Source organism: Pseudomonas sp. WC2, from assembly GCF_050586545.1.
GTDB lineage: Bacteria > Pseudomonadota > Gammaproteobacteria > Pseudomonadales > Pseudomonadaceae > Aquipseudomonas.
The window spans coordinates 1-17,896 of the sequence record NZ_JBOBDR010000029.1 but is presented as its reverse complement, the minus strand read 5'-3'; the positions used below and the strand labels follow the sequence as shown (position 1 = coordinate 17,896).

Sequence of the window (17,896 nt, the reverse complement as noted above, 5' to 3'; positions counted from 1 at the left end):
CCCGATCAACTGCGTACGGTCGCCGTCAGTTCTCTGCCTGCTCACCACCAAGCCTCATTCACCACCACGTGAACGTTCGGTAAAAATCAGCTTAGAACTTATAGCCCAAACCGACCATGTAAATGAACGGATCGACATCCACGTTCACCCGTGCGCGAGTGCCCGGTGCGACGGCGTTGTTTTCGACAGTGGCGCGGGTATCGATGTCGATGTAACGCACTTGGGCGTTGAGCATGATGTTGTCGGTCAGCATGTAATCCGCGCCGACCTGCCAGGCCAGACCCCAGGAATTTTTCGCTTTGAAGTTGCTGAAGCCTGCAGTCTGCGCTTCGCTGCCGACGTGTTCGTCATAGATCCAGGTGTAGTTGATGCCGCCGCCGACATACGGCTGGAACGCCGACTTCGAGTCCAGCGGGTAGTAGACAACGCTGAGGGTCGGCGGCAAGTGCTTCAGGGTGCCGAGCTTGCCGTTGGCCGCAGGCAGGGCAGTGCCCTTGAGCTTGACGTCATGCTCGAACGGGGTGGCCGCGAGCAACTCGATACCGATGTTGTTGGTGAGCATGTAGGCGAAGTTGAGACCCAGTTGAGTGTCGCTGCTCATGGTCGCCTTGCCGCCCAGATTGGTGCCGCTCAACGGACCCTGATCGACCTTGACGCTGGAGCTGTCGGCCTTCGGGTTGACGGTGATCGCGCCGGCGCGGATGAGGATGTCACCGGCTTCGTGGGCGTGGGCGAGCGGGGCTGCGAGCGCGAGGGCAAACAGCGAGGCGCTGAGCAAGGACTTGTTCATGGGGGCTCCAAAAGGACGTTAAAAGTGTCTGATGTCCTATGGTACGAAGCCCACTGATACGGTCTTTTGACGCAGCTCAATGAAACAGTGAAGGGGCGGGTTTTTGTGGAACCTTCGAGGGCCTATTCGCGAGCAGGCTCGCTCCCACCCTGGAATGTGATCACCTGTGGGAGCGAGCCTGCTCGCGAAGACGATGGATCAATCAACACAACTCCGCCGGGTTTACTCCGGCAGCTCATACACATAAATCTTGTCCGCCTCCATCTGATACCCGGCATCCGCCAGCTCGCTGCTCGACGCCTTGACCTGTAACGGCCCCTCGATCCAGTAGGGCTGATACAGCTCATCGAGCTTCACACCCAACTCGCTCTTCACATGGACGATCTGGTTCGACGGCGGTGGCGGTACGTGGATGCAGGCGCCGAAGTACGGCACCAGCAAGAAGTCCGTGGTACGCCCCTCTTCATTGACTTCCAGCGGCACGATATAGCCCGGCAAACGGATGTTCTGACCGTCTAGTGATTGCACCACCGGCGCGTTCGGCAGGTCCTGCTTCGCCGCTGGCGCGGACTCGGCGGACAACGCATCGCCCATCTTCGACAGGTCGTGCAGCGGGGTCATATTCGGCACTTCCGGCGCGGCGTCCGGCGGGATCATTTCCGACCACGTCAGGTCTTTCGGCGCCGCGGCCCACACGGGCAGGGCAACCAGCAACAGCAGCGCAAGCAAGGCGCGGGGCATGGTGAACATCCTCATAGACGGATCGACAGACCATCGGCCAACGATTGGCGATACGCACGCCAGGCCGGCACGCTGCCCATCAGCAGCGCGGCCGCCAGAATGCCACCGAGCAGCGTCCATTCATACTCACTCGGCCACGCCAGCGGCAGGTACAGGCCGTAATTGGCCTGCACGTAACCTTGCGCAGCGGCGATACCGATGTACAGCAATGCAACCCCGGCGATCACTCCGGTCAGCGCCAAAGCGAATGCTTCCAGCACCAACAGACTCGCGATGTGCCAGGGCCGCGCGCCGACCGAACGCAGAATCGCCATCTCGCGCCGACGTTCGTTGAGGCTGGTGAGAATTGCCGTGAGCATGCCGATCAGCCCGGTCAGCACCACGAACAACGAAACCACGAACAAGGCTTTTTCGGCGGTGCTCATCAGGCTCCATAGTTCCTGCAACGCTACGCCCGGCAAAATCGCCAGCATTGGTTCGCCACGGAATTCGTTGATCTCGCGTTGCAGCGCAAACGTGGAAATCTTGCTGTTGAGGCCGAGCATAAACGCGGTGATCGCTTGCGGTGTCAGGTCCATATTGCGTGCCTGATCGGCGCTGATCCGCCCATTGCCCCGCGCAGGCACGCCGTTGTGCCAGTCGATGTGAATCGCTTCCATGCCACCGAGGCTGATGTGCAACGTGCGGTCGACCGGGGTGCCGGTGCGTTTGAGAATGCCGACCACGGTGAACGGTTTGTCGTCGTGCTTGACCAGGCTGATCGCCGCCACGCCGTGGGCCAGCACCAGTTTGTCGCCGAGCTTGTAATGCAGCGCATCGGCGACTTCTGCACCGAGCACCACTTCAAACGGATCGGTAGCAAACGCACGACCGTCGGCCAGTTGCAGATGCTGCTGGCGACCGTACTGGTAATGCTCGAAATAGGCTTCGGTGGTGCCCATCACGCGGTAGCCGCGATGGGAATCGCCGAGGGACATCGGGATTGCCCACTTCACTTTCGGGTTGTTGGCGAAGTGTTCGAAACTGTCCCAGCGAATGTTGTTGGTGGCGTTGCCGATGCGGAATACCGAATACAGCAACAAGTTCACCGAGCCCGAGCGCGCGCCGACAATCAGGTCGGTGCCGCTGATGGTGCTGGCGAAACTGGCTTTGGCTTCGGTGCGCACTCGCTCGACGGCGAGCAGCAGGCACACCGACAGGGCGATGGCGAAAGCGGTGAGTAGCGCGGTGAAGCGGCGGTTGGCCAGGCTGGCCATGGCCAGACGAAACAGATACATCTCAGACCTCGGCAGACGTGGCGGCGCGATTGAGTTCGGCCAGGGACAGGTGACGGTCGAACAGCGGCGCCAGGCTCTGGTCGTGGCTAACGAACAACAGACTCGAACCGGCCTCGCGGCATTCGGCGAACAACAGGCGAATGAAGTTTTCCCGGGCGTCATAATCCAGCGCCGAGGTGGGTTCGTCGGCGATCACCAACTCTGGCTGACCGATCAAGGCGCGGGCGGCGGCGACGCGTTGCTGCTGACCAATCGACAGCGAATCGGCGCGACGACTGAGGAGGCTTTCATCCTTCAAACCTAAATGCGCGAGCAGAGTGGCGGCGGCTTGATCAACGCTGCCATGGCGTTGCTTCGCCCGTTGCGCGCGCAGCTTGGAGAAGTGACACGGCAGCTCGACGTTCTCGCGTACCGAGAGAAACGGCAGCAAGTTGAACTGCTGAAAGATGTAGCCGGTGTGATCAACGCGGAAGGTGTCGCGGGCGCCGGCGGAAAGTTCGGTCAGCTCCTGGCCAAGCAAGCGAATGCTGCCGCGATCTGGTCTCTGCACGCCGCCGAGCAAACCGAGCAGGGTGGTCTTGCCGCTGCCGCTGGGGCCTTTGAGAAACAGCGTTTCGCCGGCTTCCAGACGAAACGCCGGGATGTCCAGTAGCGGAGGATGGCCGGGCCAGCTGAAGCCCAGGTCGGACAGTTCGATGAGTGCTTGGGTCATGGCACCAGTTTCATGGTTGGACGCTGAACCCTTGTGGGAGCGAGCCTGCTCGCGAATGCAATCTGACAGTCGACACCGATATCGACTGATGCACCGCTATCGCGAGCAGGCTCGCTCCCACAGGGGATTTTCGCTGTTATCAGAATTTAAGGGCAGCAGCCTTGGCCGTCACTTCAGTGCCTTGCTGGCCGTTCGCGCTGATCAGTTGTACCTGAATCTTCTGCGTCGCCGGGAAGGTTTTGAACACATTCGCCAGATCCAGAGTCTTCAGCGCGCCCGGGGCGGCGCAGGTGAATTGATAGTGCGCGTGGATTTCGCTGTGGTCGTGATGATGCTCGTGACCGTCCTTGTCGGCTTCATCTTCGTCATGATCATCGGCATCCGGCTTGTCGCCGAACAGCGGGCTTTCCAGTTCCTGGCTGGCGACCTTGCAACCGGCGGCGGCCGGGAGGCTGAACAGGGCCAGCGGGTTTTCCAACTGCGCGCGGGCGGCAGCAACCTTGGCCTTGTCGGCATCCGTGGTCGCGACGTGTTCGAAACCGACCAGGTTCATCGCCGGGCTTTCCAGCTCCAGTTCCAGGGTCTGACCATCCAGCGCTGCATTCAGACGACCGACGCCGTGTTCATGCGCGCCGAGGCTACCGTGTTCATGGTCGTGATCGTGGTCATGTTCATCGGCAGCGTGGGCGATGGCCAGCGGCAACAGGGCAAACGGCAAAGCGAGCAGCAGACGACGCATGGTGGTCTCCGAAAAGTAAAATGAAGAGTTTGTTATGTAATCTTATAACGAAAGTCCGCAGAGTTTGCCCGTGCGCTTGGCGTTGCACAAGTCCCGTGGGAGCATGCAGGTCAGAAATGTGCGGGAGCGAACGTAATGTTGCGGATACGTGGAACCGTCGGCGACGTGCCGGTGGATTTGACAGTGGAACTGGATGACAGCGACTGGGCGAAGCTCGGTTCGGCGCTGAATGGGCAGGCTCCGGTCGCCCAGCCTGAAGCGGCCACGTCGGTGCCAGCGGCGAAACCGCTGAATCAGGACGATGCGTTGTGGCAGGTGGCGAAGGATCTGTTGCGCAAGGCCGGGCAACTCAGCGGGCCGGATCTGCTCGATCAGCTCGAAGGGCTGACCGGCAGCGCAGTGGCAGGCAAGCGTTTGCTGGTGCGCTTGCGCCACAGTTCGGACGTGAAAGTGGTGAGCGGCGGGGATACGCCGCTCTACAGCTGGATCGAATGAAGGCTTAGTACAGCGCTGCAAACATCTTGCGGCGGTACACCGTCACCAGCGGATGATCGTTGCCCAGCAGCTCAAACACCTGCAGCAACGTCTTGTGCGGCAAGCCTTCGCCATAACTGCGGTTGCGGATGAACAGCTTGAGCATCGCCTCGAGCGCGGCCTCGTATTGCTGACGCGCCAGTTGCTGGATCGCCAGTTGATACACCGCCTCATCGTCCTGCGGATTCTGCGCCAGACGGCTTTTCAAATCGGCAGCATCCGGCAGATCGCGCGCCAGACCGAGGAACTGAATCTGCGCCTTGGCCCCGGCCAGCGCGGCTTTGTGTTCGTCGCTTTTGACCGCATCCAGCACGGTCTGCGCTTCGCCCAACTCGCCGCGTTCTGTCAGGCAGCGCGCATACAGAATCAGCGCTTTCGCATTGGTGTTGTCTTCATTGAGCATCACCACCAGCGCCGCTTCGGCATCGGCGTAGCGACCGTCATCGAACAACGTCTGCGCCTGTTCGAACGGATCGGCAGCGGCCGGCGGCGGCATTTGCACATGCGGCTCAAGCAGGGCGCGCACGGCGGATTCCGGTTGCGCACCGGCAAAGCCGTCGACCGGTTGACCGTCCTTGAACAGCACCACGGTCGGCAGGCTGCGAATGCCGAAACGGGCAACGATGTCCTGTTCGATATCGCAATTGACCTTGGCCAGCAGCAACTCGCCCTGATAGCTCTCGGCAATGCCTTGCAGCATCGGCATCAGCGCTTTGCACGGCGCACACCATTCGGCCCAGAAATCCACCAGCACCGGTTTGTTGAAAGAAGCCTCGATCACCGACTGGTCGAAATCAGCCGTCGTGGCGTCGAAGATGTACGGCGTTTGCTCACTCATGGGGGATCTCGTCAAAGCGTGGATGGGGCAACTATACGGCGTGGCGGGGGGTGGCCGGAAGGCAGAGATGTGTTGTCTGGCAGGACGCCTTCGCGAGCAGGCTCGCTCCCACAGGGGAACGCATTCCAAATGTGGGAGCGAGCCTGCTCGCGAAGCTTTTAATCAGCGCCGCGCATGGTAGAGGCTTACATGTCTGAATTCTTCCGGCTCTGCCAGATCCGGCAACGTCATCGCCTCAAGCATTTCAATCCGCTCATACAACGGATGGCGAAAATCCCGAACCCGCGAATCCGCCACCAACGCCTCGCGTCCACGGCTTAAAAACCCATCGAGCAATGGCAGATTCGCCCGGTCATACAACACGTCCGCCACCAGAATCAGATCGAACCGATCCGCCTCGGCAAAGAAATCCGTCGAATAACTCATCTCGACATTATTCAACGCAGCATTTGCCCGACACGCGGCAATCGCCAGCGGATCGAGATCGCAGGCCACCACCTCCAGCGCCCCGGCCTTCAGCGCCGCAATCCCGGCAATCCCCGAACCTGCGCCGAAATCCAGCACGCGTTTACCGCGCACCCATTCAGGAAACTCCGCCAGATAGCGCGCCACCGCCAGACCACTGGCCCAGCAGAAACCCCAATAGGGTGGCTCATGCAGGATTCGCTGAATTTCTTCCTGACTGAACTCGCGATCCATGTTGTCGCCATCGATCAGCCACAACTTTAAATCGGTGTCCGGCAACGCACAGACCTTGAGTCTGGCGTCGCCGAGCAACTCACCTAACGCCTGTTGCAGGTCGAGCGGTGCAGTCATGGTGCTTTGACAAACTGCAGCTGGCCCAGCGCCTGAGTGGTCGGCTGGGTGATGGTTTGCGACGGCAGGTGCAGGATCAACTGGCCGGACTGGCTGGCGCGGCCACGCAATTCAACCCGCGCACCGGCGGGGAAGGCGTCGGGGTTGAAGCGCAGGCGGAACGGCAGGACCTGGTTGTTGCCGATCAGGCTGGAACTGGCGAGCAATTGTTGCGGGCGATCTTTCTCATCGATCACCAGCAGCGCCAGCTCGACTTCGGCACCGGCCGGCACGCCTTGCAGGGTGCCGCTCAATTCTCTTTGATAGGCCGGCAGCGGGCCGAGGTCAGCGGCTTCCTTGGCTTTTTTCTGCGCCTGTTGTGGCGCAGGGCCGGGTGTCGGCGGCTGGGGCTTGGGCGCATCGCTGCCACAGGCCACCAGCAGGCTGAAAAGACTGAGCAAAACGAGCGGACGTAACGGCATTGGATGCTCCGGCAAAATGAAATCCATGGATCAAACGATCATGCCGTTCTGTATACCGCAAACCCTATGGCTTGTCTTGCCACCGGGATGCGCTACCATGGCCCTCCCTTTTTTTGTTGCCAGCCACCATGCACTGTCCCTTCTGCGGTGCCAACGACACCAAGGTCATCGACTCGCGTCTGGTCGCCGAGGGCGAACAGGTGCGCCGCCGGCGTGAATGCCTGGCCTGCGGCGAGCGTTTCACGACGTTCGAGACGGCCGAACTGGTGTTGCCGCGCCTGATCAAAACCGACGGCAGCCGCCAACCGTTCGACGAAGAAAAACTCCGCGCCGGCATGCAACGCGCCCTGGAGAAACGTCCGGTGAGCGTCGAGCGCCTCGAATCCTCTCTGGTCCACATCAAGCACAAGCTGCGCGCCACCGGCGAACGCGAGGTCAAATCCCTCGTCGTCGGCGAACTGGTCATGGCCGAATTGCAGAAGCTTGATGAAGTCGCCTACATCCGCTTCGCGTCGGTGTACAAGCGCTTCCAGGACCTCAACGAATTCCGCGAAGAAATCGACCGCCTCGCCCGCGAACCGGTGAAAGAATGACCACCGCCGCCGAGCAGGCCATCCTCGACGCCCACTTCATGGCCCGCGCGCTGGAACTGGCGCGCAAAGGTCACTACACCACGCACCCCAATCCTCGGGTTGGCTGCGTGGTGGTGCGCGACGGGCAGATTGTCGGCGAAGGCTGGCACGAGCGCGCCGGCGAACCCCACGCCGAAGTCCACGCCCTGCGCGCCGCCGGTGAACTCGCCCGGGGCGCCACCGCCTATGTCACCCTCGAACCGTGCAGCCATCATGGCCGCACGCCGCCGTGCGCCGATGCCCTGGTGAATGCTGGCGTAAGCCGGGTCGTCGCGGCGATGCGTGATCCGAACCCGCAAGTCGCCGGTCGTGGTCTGCAGCGTCTGGCTGATGCCGGCATCGCCACTGAAAGTGGTGTGCTCGAAGCTGAGGCACGCAAGCTCAATCAAGGTTTTCTGAAGCGCATGGAACACGGCTTGCCGTTCGTGCGGGTCAAGTTGGCCATGAGCCTCGACGGGCGCACGGCGATGGAAAGCGGCGAGAGCCAATGGATCACCGGCCCGGCCGCGCGTTCAGCCGTTCAGCGTTTGCGCGCTCAGGCCGCCGTGGTGCTGACCGGTGCCGACACCGTGCTGGCCGACGGCGCGCGTTTGACTGTTCGCGCTGACGAACTCGGTCTGGACAGCGAGCAAACCGCACTGGCCATGAGCCGACTGCCGCTGCGCGTGTTGATCGACGGTCGTCTGCGGGTGCCGCTCGATGCGCCGTTCTTCAAGGCTGGCCCGGCGTTGGTTGCGACGTGTGTGGCGATCGAAGAGCAATACGCTCACGGCCCTGAATGCCTGATCGTCCCGGGTGATGACGGTCAGGTCGATCTGCAGCAGTTGCTGATCCAACTGGCTAATCGCGGCGTTAACGAAGTGCTGGTCGAGGCTGGCCCACGATTGGCGGGCGCTTTTGCTCAGCTCGGTCTGGTCGACGAGTTCGTCATCTTCATCGCCGGCAAGTTTCTCGGTTCCACGGCGCGTCCATTGCTGGACTGGCCGCTGGCCCATATGAAGGATGCTCCAGAGCTGAAAATCACTGAAATTCGTGCGGTGGGCGATGACTGGCGAGTCACCGCCATCCCTGTCCTTTCGGCGAGCGTATAATTCCCGGCCATCGTTATTACGCTGGCTTAGTTCTCAAGGAGAACCCCATGTTTACCGGCATCATCGAATCCATCGGCAGTATCCGCGCACTGACCCCAAAGGGCGGTGATGTGCGGGTCCACGTCGCCACCGGCAAGCTCGACCTGAGCGACGTCAAACTCGGCGACAGCATCGCGGTCAACGGCGTCTGCCTGACTGCTGTTGAGCTGCCGGGCGACGGTTTTGCCGCCGACGTCAGCCGCGAAACCCTCGACTGCACCGCCATGAATGACCTGAAAAGCGGCAGCCCGGTCAATCTGGAAAAAGCCCTGACCCCGACCACCCGCCTCGGCGGGCATCTGGTCAGCGGCCACGTCGACGGCGTCGGCGAAATCGTTTCGCGCAGTGACAATGCCCGCGCCGTGGAATTTCGTATCCGCGCGCCGAAAGAGCTGGCCAAGTACATCGCCCACAAAGGCTCGATCACTGTCGATGGCACCAGCCTCACCGTGAACGAAGTCGATGGCGCCGAGTTCATGCTGACGATCATCCCGCACACCCTGAGCGAAACCATCATGGCGTCGTACACGCCAGGTCGCCGGGTGAATCTGGAAGTCGACTTGCTGGCGCGTTATCTGGAGCGTCTGCTGCTTGGCGACAAGGCTGCAGAATCGGCATCCGGCGGCACGATCACTGAAAGCTTTCTAGCCGCCAATGGCTATCTCAAATCCTGACTGAAGGGGGTGCCTTGTGGCGCTCAATAGCATCGAAGAACTGGTTGAAGACATCCGCCAAGGCAAGATGGTCATCCTCATGGATGACGAAGACCGCGAGAACGAAGGCGACCTGATCATGGCCGCCGAATGCTGCCAGGCCGAACACATCAACTTCATGGCCAAGCACGCCCGTGGCCTGATCTGCATGCCGATGAGCCGCGAGCGCTGCGAACTGTTGAAGCTGCCGCTGATGGCACCACGCAACGGCTCCGGGTTCGGCACCAAGTTCACCGTGTCGATCGAAGCGGCCGAAGGCGTGACCACCGGCATCTCCGCCGCCGACCGCGCGCGTACCGTGCAAGCGGCGGCCGCCAAAGACGCCAAGGCTGAAGACATCGTCAGCCCGGGCCACATCTTCCCGCTGATGGCTCAGGCCGGCGGCACCCTCGCTCGCGCTGGCCACACCGAAGCCGCCTGCGACCTCGCGCGCATGGCCGGTTTCGAACCGAGCGGCGTGATCTGCGAAGTGATGAACGACGACGGCACCATGTCCCGTCGCGCCGAGCTGGAAGCGTTCGCCGCTGAACACAACATCAAGATCGGCACCATCGCCGACCTGATTCACTACCGGATGATCCACGAACGTACCGTTCAGCGGATTGCCGAGCAGCCACTGGACAGCGAACTGGGCCAATTCAACCTGGTGACCTATCGTGATTCGGTGGAAGGCGACGTGCACATGGCGCTGACCCTGGGCACTGTTTGCGCCGAAGAGCCGACGCTGGTTCGCGTGCACAACATGGACCCGCTGCGCGACCTGCTGATGGTCAAGCAACCGGGGCGCTGGAGCCTGCGCGCCGCCATGGCTGCGGTTGCCGAGGCGGGCAGCGGCGTGGTGTTGCTGCTCGGTCACCCGCTCGATGGCGACGTACTGCTGGCGCATATCCGTGAAACCGGTGATCAGCCAGCGCCGAAAAAACCGACGACTTATAGCATCGTCGGTGCCGGTTCGCAGATCCTGCGTGACCTTGGTGTACGCAAAATGCGCTTGATGTCTGCGCCAATGAAATTTAATGCGATATCCGGTTTCGATCTGGAAGTTGTAGAATACGTGCCCTCCGAATAATGACCGGTCGTTTCCGGACTTCAATTCGCGGCAAATAAATCACTGAGGGACGCGTAGCAGACGCGTCCCGGCTCTTTAAGAGATCTGACGAATGACCCTGAAGACCATCGAAGGTACCTTCATCGCCCCTAAAGGCCGCTACGCTCTGGTAGTGGGCCGCTTCAACAGTTTCGTGGTTGAAAGCCTGGTCAGCGGTGCAGTTGATGCCCTGGTTCGCCACGGCGTGAGCGAAAGCGACATCACCATCATCCGCGCACCTGGCGCCTTCGAAATCCCGCTGGTTGCGCAGAAAGTCGCTCAGAAAGGCGAGTTCGCAGCAATCATCGCCCTGGGCGCAGTCATTCGTGGCGGCACCCCGCACTTCGAATACGTGGCTGGCGAATGCACCAAAGGCCTGGCCCAAGTGTCCATGGAGTTCGGCGTGCCGGTTGCTTTCGGCGTTCTGACCGTTGATTCCATTGAGCAAGCCATCGAACGTTCCGGCACCAAGGCCGGTAACAAAGGTGCCGAAGCTGCCCTGTCCGCTCTGGAAATGGTCAGCCTGCTGGCGCAGTTGGAGGCCAAGTGATTACCGACGATAGCGATCGTTTCAACCCGCGCGATCCGAAACCTGCGGATGCCGGCAAGCCCTCGAAAAGCGTCAAGCGTCGCGAAGCCCGTCAGCTCGCGACTCAAGCGCTGTACCAGTGGCACATGGCCAAGCAATCGCTGAACGAGATCGAAGCGCAGTTCCGCGTTGATAACGATTTCACCGATGTCGACGGTGCTTACTTCCGCGAGATCCTTCACGGGGTTCCGCAGTTCAAGACCGAAATCGACAACGCCCTGTCGCCATGCCTGGATCTGGCGATTGAAGAGCTGGACCCGGTTGAACTGGCCGTTCTGCGCCTGTCGACCTGGGAATTGCTCAAGCGTGTTGATGTGCCGTACCGCGTGGTGATCAACGAAGGTATCGAGCTGGCGAAAGTCTTCGGTTCGACCGACGGCCACAAGTTCGTCAACGGCGTACTCGACAAGCTGGCTCCGCGCCTGCGTGAAGCTGAAGTGAAGGCGTTCAAGCGCTGATTGGCGCTTGAACTCTTTGTCTCAGCCATGGGTGAGTTTGAGCTGATCCGCAATTTCTTCGCCGCCGCGCCTTGTGCGCAGGGCGGCGAGGGCGTTGCTCTGGGGATCGGCGATGACTGCGCCTTGCTCGCTGTTCCTTCCGGGGAACAGTTGGCGATCTCTACCGATACGCTGGTGGCCGGTGTGCATTTCGCCGACCCCTGCGATCCGTTTCTGCTCGGTCAGCGCTCGCTGGCCGTCGCGGTCAGCGATCTGGCCGCCATGGGCGCTACGCCCGTTGCCTTTACCCTTGCCCTGACTGTGCCGACGGTGACCGCTGATTGGCTGCAAGCCTATGCCCGTGGACTGAACCGCATGGCGCAGAGCTGCGGCGTTGCGCTGGTGGGCGGCGATACCACGCGCGGGCCGTTGAGCCTGACGGTAACCGTGTTCGGTCGCGTGCCTAAAGGGCAAGCGTTGACCCGCAGCGGCGCGCAACCGGGCGACTTGCTCTGTGTCGGTGGTGAGTTGGGCAATGCCGCCGGCGCCTTAGCACTGGTGCTGGGTCAGCGTGAGGCTGACGCGCATGTTGCCCAACCGCTGCTCGCTCATTACTGGTCGCCGCAGCCGCAACTGGCTCTCGGTCAGGCCCTGCGCGGCAAAGCCACCTCGGCGCTGGACATCTCCGATGGCCTGCTCGCTGACTGCGGCCACATCGCGCTGGCCTCAAAGGTGCGACTTGAAATTGAACGCGAGCGCGTACCGCTGTCGGATGCTTTAGTGGCGTTCCTCGGCCAGCGCGGTGCCGAACGTGCGGCGTTGAGCGGTGGCGATGATTACGTGCTGGCGTTCACGCTACCGTCCGTCGAGTTGCCGGCTTTGCTGGCCAGTAGCTGGCTGATCCATGTGATCGGTCGCGTGGCCGAAGGCCAAGGCGTGGTGCTGCTGGATCGCGAAGGGCACGACATCACCCCGCAAATCCGGGGCTATCAACATTTTCAGGAGACACCGTGACAGATCACCCGAAACAGGTACCGGCCGAGTTCGTTCCGCCGTCGGTCTGGCGCAATCCCTGGCATTTCCTCGCCTTCGGCTTCGGCTCCGGCACGTTACCGAAAGCGCCGGGCACGTGGGGCTCGTTAGTTGCGCTACCCTTTATCCCGTTGTGGCAGATGCTGCCCGACTGGGGTTACTGGCTGATGCTCGGGATCACCATGCTGTTCGGCTTCTGGCTGTGCGGAAAAGTCGCCGATGATCTGCGGGTACACGACCACGAAGGCATCGTCTGGGACGAAATGGTCGGGATGTGGATCACCCTCTGGCTGGTGCCGGAAGGCTGGTACTGGTTGCTCGCGGGTTTCCTGGTGTTCCGCTTCTTCGACATTCTCAAGCCGTGGCCGATTCGCTGGATCGACCGGCACGTTCACGGCGGCGTCGGCATCATGCTCGACGACGTGCTGGCCGGTGTATTCGCTTGGCTGGCAATGCAGGGACTGGTGTGGATTTTCGCCTGATTCCAAGGGATATCAGGGTCAAGTGAGGGGACTAGGGATGGCTCGACGCTGGTTGGCGCTCGTGGTTTTTGCTTTGCTGAGCACTGTCGCCAGTGCGCAGGAAGCTGCGCCGACGCCTGCGGTCATCCACCTGGCCAGCGAAGACTGGGAAGACTACACCGCCGCCGACGGCCATGGCCTGGGTTGGGACGTGTTGCGCAAGGTGTTCGAACCGGCCGGCGTGAAGCTGGACATTCGCACGGTGCCGTACACCCGTTCGATCGGTCTGGTGCAGTTGAAGGAAGTCGACGCACTGGTCGGCTCCTATCGCGACGAAGTCGGGCAGGTCCTGTATCCGCAGTGGAATTTTGATTCCGACCATATTTACGCGCTGGGTCTGGCCAGCAACCCTACGCCAACGCAGGCGACGCTGGGCAAGTATCGACTGGCCTGGGTGCGTGGCTATCGGTACGAAAACTACCTGCCGAACATCAAACGCTACAACCAGATCGAGCGACGTAACGGCATTCTGTCGATGCTCAAGCAGGGGCGTGCGGATTACTACATCGATGCGCTGACCGAGATTGAAGCCGTGGTGAAAACCGCAGCGGATCCGACGCAATATCGCTATTCGCATCTGGCCGAGTTGCCGCTGTACCTTGGCTTTGCCGACACCCCGCAGGCGCGCGCGCTGATGGCGCTGTATGACCAGCGCATGGAGCAATTGGTGAAGAGTGGTGAGTTGAAACCGATCTTCGAGAAGTGGCAGCAGCCGTATCCCTTCACTACGGGCGCGACGAATCCCCTGTAGGACTGAGCCTGCTCGCGATAGCGGTGTGTCAGCCACATCAATGTTTGAGTTAGACCGCTATCGCGAGCAGGCTCACTCCTACAAGGGAACCGCAGCGTCTGTGTGGTTGTTATCAAACTTTTTGATCGTTATGCCCGATAATTCAGCCTAAGCGTCTGCAGGAACCTGCTGTTACAATGCCCGCCTGCGAATTTTCAGACTCTTTAGATCAGGAGCACACCGGTGCCTGTCGTCTTTGTCGCCGCTTCCAAGCTGCCAACACCTTTTGCGCAATTCACCATGCACGGTTTTCTCGATGAAGCCACCGGCCGCGAGCACGTCGTGTTGAGCCTGGGTGAAATTGCCGACGGTGCCCCGGTACTCGGCCGGTTGCACTCCGAATGCCTGACCGGCGATGCCTTGTTCAGCCAGCGCTGCGACTGCGGCTCGCAACTTGAGGGCGCGCTCAAGGCCATCGCCCGTGAAGGCCGTGGCGTGTTGCTGTATCTGCGCCAGGAAGGTCGCGGTATCGGGCTGCTCAACAAGATCCGCGCTTATGAATTGCAGGACGGCGGCGCCGACACCGTTGAAGCCAACGAGCGCCTGGGCTTTGCCGCCGACCAGCGCGACTACGCCATGTGCCTGCCGATGCTTGAGCACTTGGGCGTTACATCCTTGCGCCTGATGACCAACAACCCGCGCAAGGTCAAAGCCTTGACCGACATGGGCATCACCGTCGCCGAGCGCGTGCCGCTGCACACCGGCCACAACCCGCACAACAAACTCTATCTGGCGACCAAGGCCAGCAAGCTCGACCACATGATGGGCAACGAGCACCAGGGCGAGGTCGACCGGGCGTGACACGCGGTCAGGTGCGGCGCCGACTGTCCGTCGATTGGTGGAAATACCTGGCGCTGGCGCTGGTGCCGTTGTTTGTCCTCAACGCTCTGTTCGGCCAGGACGAAGGGCTTTTGCCGGTGCTGGCGATGCCGTTCTTCATTGCCGGTGTGGCATCGATGTTTGTCAGCCTGAAGTTTTTCGGCCGCTACAAACATGCGCTGATCGCTACGCAAAAATCCCTCGATACCCCTGATGAGCCAGCAGCATGGATCGCCCTCGCGGCACGTCGTCGCAGTGCTTTCCTTGCAGCCGCTTTGCCGGCGTGGATCGGCGCGCTGGCAGTGTTTGTCGGTCTCGAAGCCGTACCGCTGATGTTGCTGGCGCTGTCCACGGCAGTGCTGTTCTACCTCTACCGCATCCCGCGTCAACTCGGCTGATGCGCCGTCTGTGGCTGGCGGTTCTGCTGCTGGTCGTTTCCGCTCCGGTGCTGGCAAACCTGCGGGTCGTGAGCCTCGCACCTTCCCTTTCTGAAATCGTCATTGAGCTGGATTCGGCTGACCTGCTGGTCGGGGTGCTGGATGCCGGTGAGCGTCCTGCCGAGATCGTCAACGTGCCGTCAGTTGGGCGTTATGGCCAACTCGACATGGAACAGTTGCTGAGCCTTAAACCGGATTTGTTGTTGCTCTGGCCCGGCAGTGTGGGACCTGCGCAGCGCGATCAGCTCAAGCGTCTGGGCATCCCGACTTTCGTCGCCGAACCGCATTCCTTCGAACAACTCACCACCCAGATCGAAGCCATTGCCGCGCACCTGGGCCGACCTGAACGTGGAGTGAAGCGGGCGGCGGCGTTGCGTGAGCAGCTCGCAGAATTACGCCATCGCTATCGCCGGGATGTGCCGCTGAGTGTGTTTTATCAAGTCTGGGACAAACCGCTGTACACCGTCGGTGGCGGGCAGATCATCAGCGATGCGCTTGAGGTGTGCGGGGCGCGCAATGTCTTCGGCGATCTGAGTCTGCCGGCGCCGCAGGTGAGTATCGAGGCGGTGTTGCAGCGCGATCCTGAGGTGATTCTGGCGGGAGATCAAGCGCAGCTCGATGCGTGGAAAGCCTGGCCGCAAGTGGCAGCGGTGAAGCGAGGGAATCTGTTGCTGGTGACTGACAAAGGGCTTGAGCGCCCAAGCGGGCAGATGATCAGCGCCACCGCCAAGCTCTGCCAGTTGATTGCGCCTGAGCGCTGAAACCGAGGTGGCTTCTTCGCGAGCAGGCTCGCTCCCACAGGGGATTGCATTTCAAATTGTGGGAGCGAGCCTGCTCGCGAAGGGGGAAGTCAGATCACCGAAGATTCAGGTCAAAGCTCTGGAGTCCAGGTCACCCCAAACATCCACACCCGACCTTCCTCGCGATACCCATACTGGCTGCCGTCATAGCTGTAATTCGCCCGGCTGTAACCCTTGTCGAAAACGTTATCGACCTTCAGATCCAGCTTGATCTCACGGTTCACCGCCCAGCTGCTGCGTAGGCCGAACAACGCATAGCCGCCCAAGGGTTGCTGATTGTCCCGGTCGTCGTAACTGCTGCTCACCGCTTGCCAACTCGCACCGACGCCGATCTGCTCGAACTGTCGATCCAGATCCCAACTCAACGTGCGCCGTGCGCGACGCGCCAGGGTATGTCCGGAATCACGATCACGCGGATCAATGATCGCGACGCCCAGATTGCTCTGCCATTCGAACAGCTCCTGCTTGAGCGCTGCTTCAAAGCCGTTGATACGTGCCGAAGCGACGTTCTCTGGGCGTGAATTGCTACCGAAAATAATCGCGTCTTCCAGATCCGTACGGTAGATCGAGGCTTCGAGACGGCTGGTATCGGTCAACTGGCTGCGCCACTGCAGCTCATAACTTTTCGACGTTTCTGGCTTCAGATCGGGGTTGCTGAAATCCGGGTAGTACAGGTCGTTGAAGGTCGGCGCGCGGAAGCCTTCGCTGTAGCTCAGCAAAAGATCGTTGTCCGGGTTCAGCGGCAGGGTGAGCGTGCCGCTCCAGGTGTTCTGGCTGCCGAACTGCTGATTGTCGTCGTGACGCAGACCAAGTTCAGTGGAGAAACTGTCGGCCTGATAACGATGCTGGATGAACGCTGCGCGGTTCCAGCGGCTGTCCTCGTCAAACGCGGTGCTGCTGTTGACCCGGTCTTCGTACCAGTCGCCGCCGAGGATCAGGCTGTTGCGCGCATCCAGGGTCAGGTCATTTTGCCAGTTCACCGAATTGCGGTAGGTATTGAACACGGTGCGCTCGTCACTGAGCTTGTCGAAGGTCTTCTCGCGGTTTTCGCTGTGGCCGAATTCGACGCGGGTTTTCCAGGTTTCATTGACCCGCGCATCGAAATAACTGCTGACGCTGCTGACATTGAAGTCGCTGTAGGGCTGCTGTTGCACGGATTCGAACGTATTCATGTCGAAGCGGCCGAACGGGTTGTCGAACTCGCTCTTGCCACGGTTATCCAGCAGGTTGGCGCCGACTTCGATGTCACCGGTCAGGGCATGACTGAGGCTCAGGCTGACGGATTTGTTGCGGTAGGCATCATGATCGCCATCGCTTGGATACGACTCATGCGTACGATCAATCCCGGCAGTTTCATCCAGGCTGGCGCCAAGATTGAAACGGGTTTTCTCATCGCCGCCGGACACACCGAGGCTGCGCTCCCAGGTCTGGTTGCTGCCGAAGCCGACGTGCATGCGCGGCTGCAGGCCCTGTTCGCTGCCGCGGCGAGTGAAGATCTGAATCACCCCGCCAATCGCATCGCTGCCATAAATCACTGAGCGCGAGCCGCGCAGCACTTCGACGCGCTCGATCTGCTCGATATTCAGATGCTGCAGATTGCTGTCGCCCGACGTCGAGTTGCCGATGCGCTGGCCATCGACCAACACCAGACTCTGCGCCGATTGCGTTCCGCGAATGTAAATGCCCGGCAGACTGCCGCGCCCGCCAGTCTGCGCCACTTGCACGCCCGGCACGCGCCGCAGCAGGTCCGGCACGTCGCTCGGTTGCAGGCGATCAATGTCTTCGCGGGTGAACACGGTGTTGGCGGCGCTGCTGTCGTTACGGGCTTCGACCTGACGGTTGGCGGAGATCAGCACGTCAGGCAGCTTCAGCGCTTGGTCTCGCTCGAAAGTGTCGGCGAAGGCGTTGGCGGATGGCAGCAGGAAGAAGGGCAGGGCGAGGCGCGAGAGTTTCATGGCAATCCATCGGGGAATATCGGGTGTACACAAATCAAATGTGGGA

At 61.1% G+C, this 17,896-nt stretch carries 22 protein-coding genes; 13 read left to right on the top strand and 9 right to left on the bottom strand.

What is annotated here, in order from left to right; all coding sequences use genetic code 11:
* Positions 1-91 precede the first annotated feature (91 nt).
* From ACQ4OE_RS25750 to ACQ4OE_RS25730, 5 genes are all read right to left on the bottom strand, one after another.
* Positions 92-790 carry an OmpW family outer membrane protein gene (locus ACQ4OE_RS25750; protein WP_122592647.1) on the bottom strand — a complete coding sequence of 233 codons (699 nt, stop codon included), beginning with the start codon at positions 788-790 and terminating at the stop codon, positions 92-94.
* A gap of 222 nt (positions 791-1,012) precedes the next feature.
* Entirely contained in the window at positions 1,013-1,531 is a 519-nt protein-coding gene (locus ACQ4OE_RS25745; protein ID WP_430948358.1) for a DUF3299 domain-containing protein, read from the bottom strand.
* Between the two features lie 11 nt (positions 1,532-1,542).
* Positions 1,543-2,808, bottom strand: coding sequence for an ABC transporter permease (locus ACQ4OE_RS25740; protein WP_122592648.1), 1,266 nt, complete (start codon positions 2,806-2,808; stop codon positions 1,543-1,545).
* Position 2,809: 1 nt separating this feature from the next.
* Positions 2,810-3,520: an ABC transporter ATP-binding protein gene (locus ACQ4OE_RS25735; RefSeq protein WP_430948357.1), complete on the bottom strand. Its 711-nt coding sequence runs from the start codon at positions 3,518-3,520 to the stop codon at positions 2,810-2,812.
* 139 nt (positions 3,521-3,659) lie between these two features.
* A complete protein-coding gene (locus ACQ4OE_RS25730; RefSeq protein WP_430948356.1) occupies positions 3,660-4,259 on the bottom strand; it encodes a DUF2796 domain-containing protein in 600 nt (199 codons plus the stop codon).
* A gap of 135 nt (positions 4,260-4,394) precedes the next feature.
* Between ACQ4OE_RS25730 and ACQ4OE_RS25725 the strand changes: the two genes are divergently transcribed.
* Positions 4,395-4,754: a hypothetical protein gene (locus ACQ4OE_RS25725; RefSeq protein WP_430948355.1), complete on the top strand. Its 360-nt coding sequence runs from the start codon at positions 4,395-4,397 to the stop codon at positions 4,752-4,754.
* Between the two features lie 4 nt (positions 4,755-4,758).
* On the opposite strand, the gene trxA is transcribed toward ACQ4OE_RS25725, so the two are convergent.
* The 3 genes from trxA to ACQ4OE_RS25710 all read right to left on the bottom strand — a co-directional run bounded on the left by trxA (position 4,759) and on the right by ACQ4OE_RS25710 (position 6,908).
* Positions 4,759-5,631: a thioredoxin gene (gene trxA / locus ACQ4OE_RS25720; protein WP_430948354.1), complete on the bottom strand. Its 873-nt coding sequence runs from the start codon at positions 5,629-5,631 to the stop codon at positions 4,759-4,761.
* Positions 5,632-5,793: 162 nt separating this feature from the next.
* Positions 5,794-6,447 (bottom strand): class I SAM-dependent methyltransferase, encoded by a 654-nt coding sequence (locus ACQ4OE_RS25715; RefSeq protein WP_430948353.1) that lies wholly within the window; start codon positions 6,445-6,447, stop codon positions 5,794-5,796.
* Complete coding sequence (locus ACQ4OE_RS25710; RefSeq protein WP_122592817.1) at positions 6,444-6,908, bottom strand: YbaY family lipoprotein; 465 nt, start codon at positions 6,906-6,908, stop codon at positions 6,444-6,446. The genes ACQ4OE_RS25715 and ACQ4OE_RS25710 overlap by 4 nt, the downstream gene beginning before the upstream one ends.
* A 128-nt stretch (positions 6,909-7,036) precedes the next feature.
* Between ACQ4OE_RS25710 and nrdR the strand changes: the two genes are divergently transcribed.
* The 12 genes from nrdR to ACQ4OE_RS25650 all read left to right on the top strand — a co-directional run bounded on the left by nrdR (position 7,037) and on the right by ACQ4OE_RS25650 (position 15,856).
* On the top strand, positions 7,037-7,501 hold the full coding sequence (gene nrdR, locus ACQ4OE_RS25705) for a transcriptional regulator NrdR (RefSeq protein WP_007910946.1): 465 nt from the start codon (positions 7,037-7,039) through the stop codon (positions 7,499-7,501).
* Positions 7,498-8,631 carry a bifunctional diaminohydroxyphosphoribosylaminopyrimidine deaminase/5-amino-6-(5-phosphoribosylamino)uracil reductase RibD gene (ribD, locus tag ACQ4OE_RS25700; RefSeq protein WP_430948352.1) on the top strand — a complete coding sequence of 378 codons (1,134 nt, stop codon included), beginning with the start codon at positions 7,498-7,500 and terminating at the stop codon, positions 8,629-8,631. The genes nrdR and ribD overlap by 4 nt, the downstream gene beginning before the upstream one ends.
* A 47-nt stretch (positions 8,632-8,678) precedes the next feature.
* A complete protein-coding gene (locus tag ACQ4OE_RS25695; protein WP_122592656.1) occupies positions 8,679-9,344 on the top strand; it encodes a riboflavin synthase in 666 nt (221 codons plus the stop codon).
* Between the two features lie 16 nt (positions 9,345-9,360).
* Entirely contained in the window at positions 9,361-10,452 is a 1,092-nt protein-coding gene (ribBA, locus tag ACQ4OE_RS25690) for a bifunctional 3,4-dihydroxy-2-butanone-4-phosphate synthase/GTP cyclohydrolase II (protein WP_008081846.1), read from the top strand.
* A gap of 91 nt (positions 10,453-10,543) precedes the next feature.
* The gene (ribH, locus tag ACQ4OE_RS25685; protein WP_003228649.1) at positions 10,544-11,020 is read left to right on the top strand and encodes a 6,7-dimethyl-8-ribityllumazine synthase; all 477 of its coding nucleotides are present in this window, start codon (positions 10,544-10,546) and stop codon (positions 11,018-11,020) included.
* Positions 11,017-11,517 carry a transcription antitermination factor NusB gene (nusB, locus tag ACQ4OE_RS25680; protein ID WP_122592657.1) on the top strand — a complete coding sequence of 167 codons (501 nt, stop codon included), beginning with the start codon at positions 11,017-11,019 and terminating at the stop codon, positions 11,515-11,517. The genes ribH and nusB overlap by 4 nt, the downstream gene beginning before the upstream one ends.
* Before the next feature lie 27 nt (positions 11,518-11,544).
* The gene (thiL, locus tag ACQ4OE_RS25675; protein ID WP_430948351.1) at positions 11,545-12,510 is read left to right on the top strand and encodes a thiamine-phosphate kinase; all 966 of its coding nucleotides are present in this window, start codon (positions 11,545-11,547) and stop codon (positions 12,508-12,510) included.
* Positions 12,507-13,010 (top strand): phosphatidylglycerophosphatase A family protein, encoded by a 504-nt coding sequence (locus ACQ4OE_RS25670; RefSeq protein ID WP_007910933.1) that lies wholly within the window; start codon positions 12,507-12,509, stop codon positions 13,008-13,010. Before thiL ends, ACQ4OE_RS25670 begins: the two co-directional genes overlap by 4 nt.
* Positions 13,011-13,047: 37 nt before the next feature.
* Positions 13,048-13,800 (top strand): substrate-binding periplasmic protein, encoded by a 753-nt coding sequence (locus ACQ4OE_RS25665; protein ID WP_430948350.1) that lies wholly within the window; start codon positions 13,048-13,050, stop codon positions 13,798-13,800.
* A 222-nt stretch (positions 13,801-14,022) separates the two neighbouring features.
* Positions 14,023-14,640: a GTP cyclohydrolase II gene (ribA, locus tag ACQ4OE_RS25660; protein WP_122592660.1), complete on the top strand. Its 618-nt coding sequence runs from the start codon at positions 14,023-14,025 to the stop codon at positions 14,638-14,640.
* The gene (locus ACQ4OE_RS25655) at positions 14,637-15,056 is read left to right on the top strand and encodes an MFS transporter (protein WP_430948349.1); all 420 of its coding nucleotides are present in this window, start codon (positions 14,637-14,639) and stop codon (positions 15,054-15,056) included. Before ribA ends, ACQ4OE_RS25655 begins: the two co-directional genes overlap by 4 nt.
* Positions 15,056-15,856, top strand: a complete 801-nt coding sequence (locus tag ACQ4OE_RS25650; protein ID WP_430948348.1) for a cobalamin-binding protein — start codon at positions 15,056-15,058, stop codon at positions 15,854-15,856. The genes ACQ4OE_RS25655 and ACQ4OE_RS25650 overlap by 1 nt, the downstream gene beginning before the upstream one ends.
* A gap of 110 nt (positions 15,857-15,966) precedes the next feature.
* On the opposite strand, the gene ACQ4OE_RS25645 is transcribed toward ACQ4OE_RS25650, so the two are convergent.
* Entirely contained in the window at positions 15,967-17,850 is a 1,884-nt protein-coding gene (locus tag ACQ4OE_RS25645) for a TonB-dependent receptor domain-containing protein (RefSeq protein ID WP_430948347.1), read from the bottom strand.
* Positions 17,851-17,896: the final 46 nt, after the last annotated feature.

Excerpts from the sequence above, each read along its gene's own strand:
- ACQ4OE_RS25750 (WP_122592647.1), bottom strand. The coding sequence starts at position 790 with ATGAACAAGTCCTTGCTCAGCGCCTCGCTGTTTGCCCTCGCGCTCGCA.
- ACQ4OE_RS25745 (WP_430948358.1), bottom strand. The coding sequence starts at position 1,531 with ATGCCCCGCGCCTTGCTTGCGCTGCTGTTGCTGGTTGCCCTGCCCGTG.
- ACQ4OE_RS25740 (WP_122592648.1), bottom strand. The coding sequence starts at position 2,808 with ATGTATCTGTTTCGTCTGGCCATGGCCAGCCTGGCCAACCGCCGCTTC.
- ACQ4OE_RS25735 (WP_430948357.1), bottom strand. The coding sequence starts at position 3,520 with ATGACCCAAGCACTCATCGAACTGTCCGACCTGGGCTTCAGCTGGCCC.
- ACQ4OE_RS25730 (WP_430948356.1), bottom strand. The coding sequence starts at position 4,259 with ATGCGTCGTCTGCTGCTCGCTTTGCCGTTTGCCCTGTTGCCGCTGGCC.
- ACQ4OE_RS25725 (WP_430948355.1), top strand. The coding sequence starts at position 4,395 with ATGTTGCGGATACGTGGAACCGTCGGCGACGTGCCGGTGGATTTGACA.
- trxA (WP_430948354.1), bottom strand. The coding sequence starts at position 5,631 with ATGAGTGAGCAAACGCCGTACATCTTCGACGCCACGACGGCTGATTTC.
- ACQ4OE_RS25715 (WP_430948353.1), bottom strand. The coding sequence starts at position 6,447 with ATGACTGCACCGCTCGACCTGCAACAGGCGTTAGGTGAGTTGCTCGGC.
- ACQ4OE_RS25710 (WP_122592817.1), bottom strand. The coding sequence starts at position 6,908 with ATGCCGTTACGTCCGCTCGTTTTGCTCAGTCTTTTCAGCCTGCTGGTG.
- nrdR (WP_007910946.1), top strand. The coding sequence starts at position 7,037 with ATGCACTGTCCCTTCTGCGGTGCCAACGACACCAAGGTCATCGACTCG.
- ribD (WP_430948352.1), top strand. The coding sequence starts at position 7,498 with ATGACCACCGCCGCCGAGCAGGCCATCCTCGACGCCCACTTCATGGCC.
- ACQ4OE_RS25695 (WP_122592656.1), top strand. The coding sequence starts at position 8,679 with ATGTTTACCGGCATCATCGAATCCATCGGCAGTATCCGCGCACTGACC.
- ribH (WP_003228649.1), top strand. The coding sequence starts at position 10,544 with ATGACCCTGAAGACCATCGAAGGTACCTTCATCGCCCCTAAAGGCCGC.
- thiL (WP_430948351.1), top strand. The coding sequence starts at position 11,545 with ATGGGTGAGTTTGAGCTGATCCGCAATTTCTTCGCCGCCGCGCCTTGT.
- ACQ4OE_RS25665 (WP_430948350.1), top strand. The coding sequence starts at position 13,048 with ATGGCTCGACGCTGGTTGGCGCTCGTGGTTTTTGCTTTGCTGAGCACT.
- ACQ4OE_RS25650 (WP_430948348.1), top strand. The coding sequence starts at position 15,056 with ATGCGCCGTCTGTGGCTGGCGGTTCTGCTGCTGGTCGTTTCCGCTCCG.
- ACQ4OE_RS25645 (WP_430948347.1), bottom strand. The coding sequence starts at position 17,850 with ATGAAACTCTCGCGCCTCGCCCTGCCCTTCTTCCTGCTGCCATCCGCC.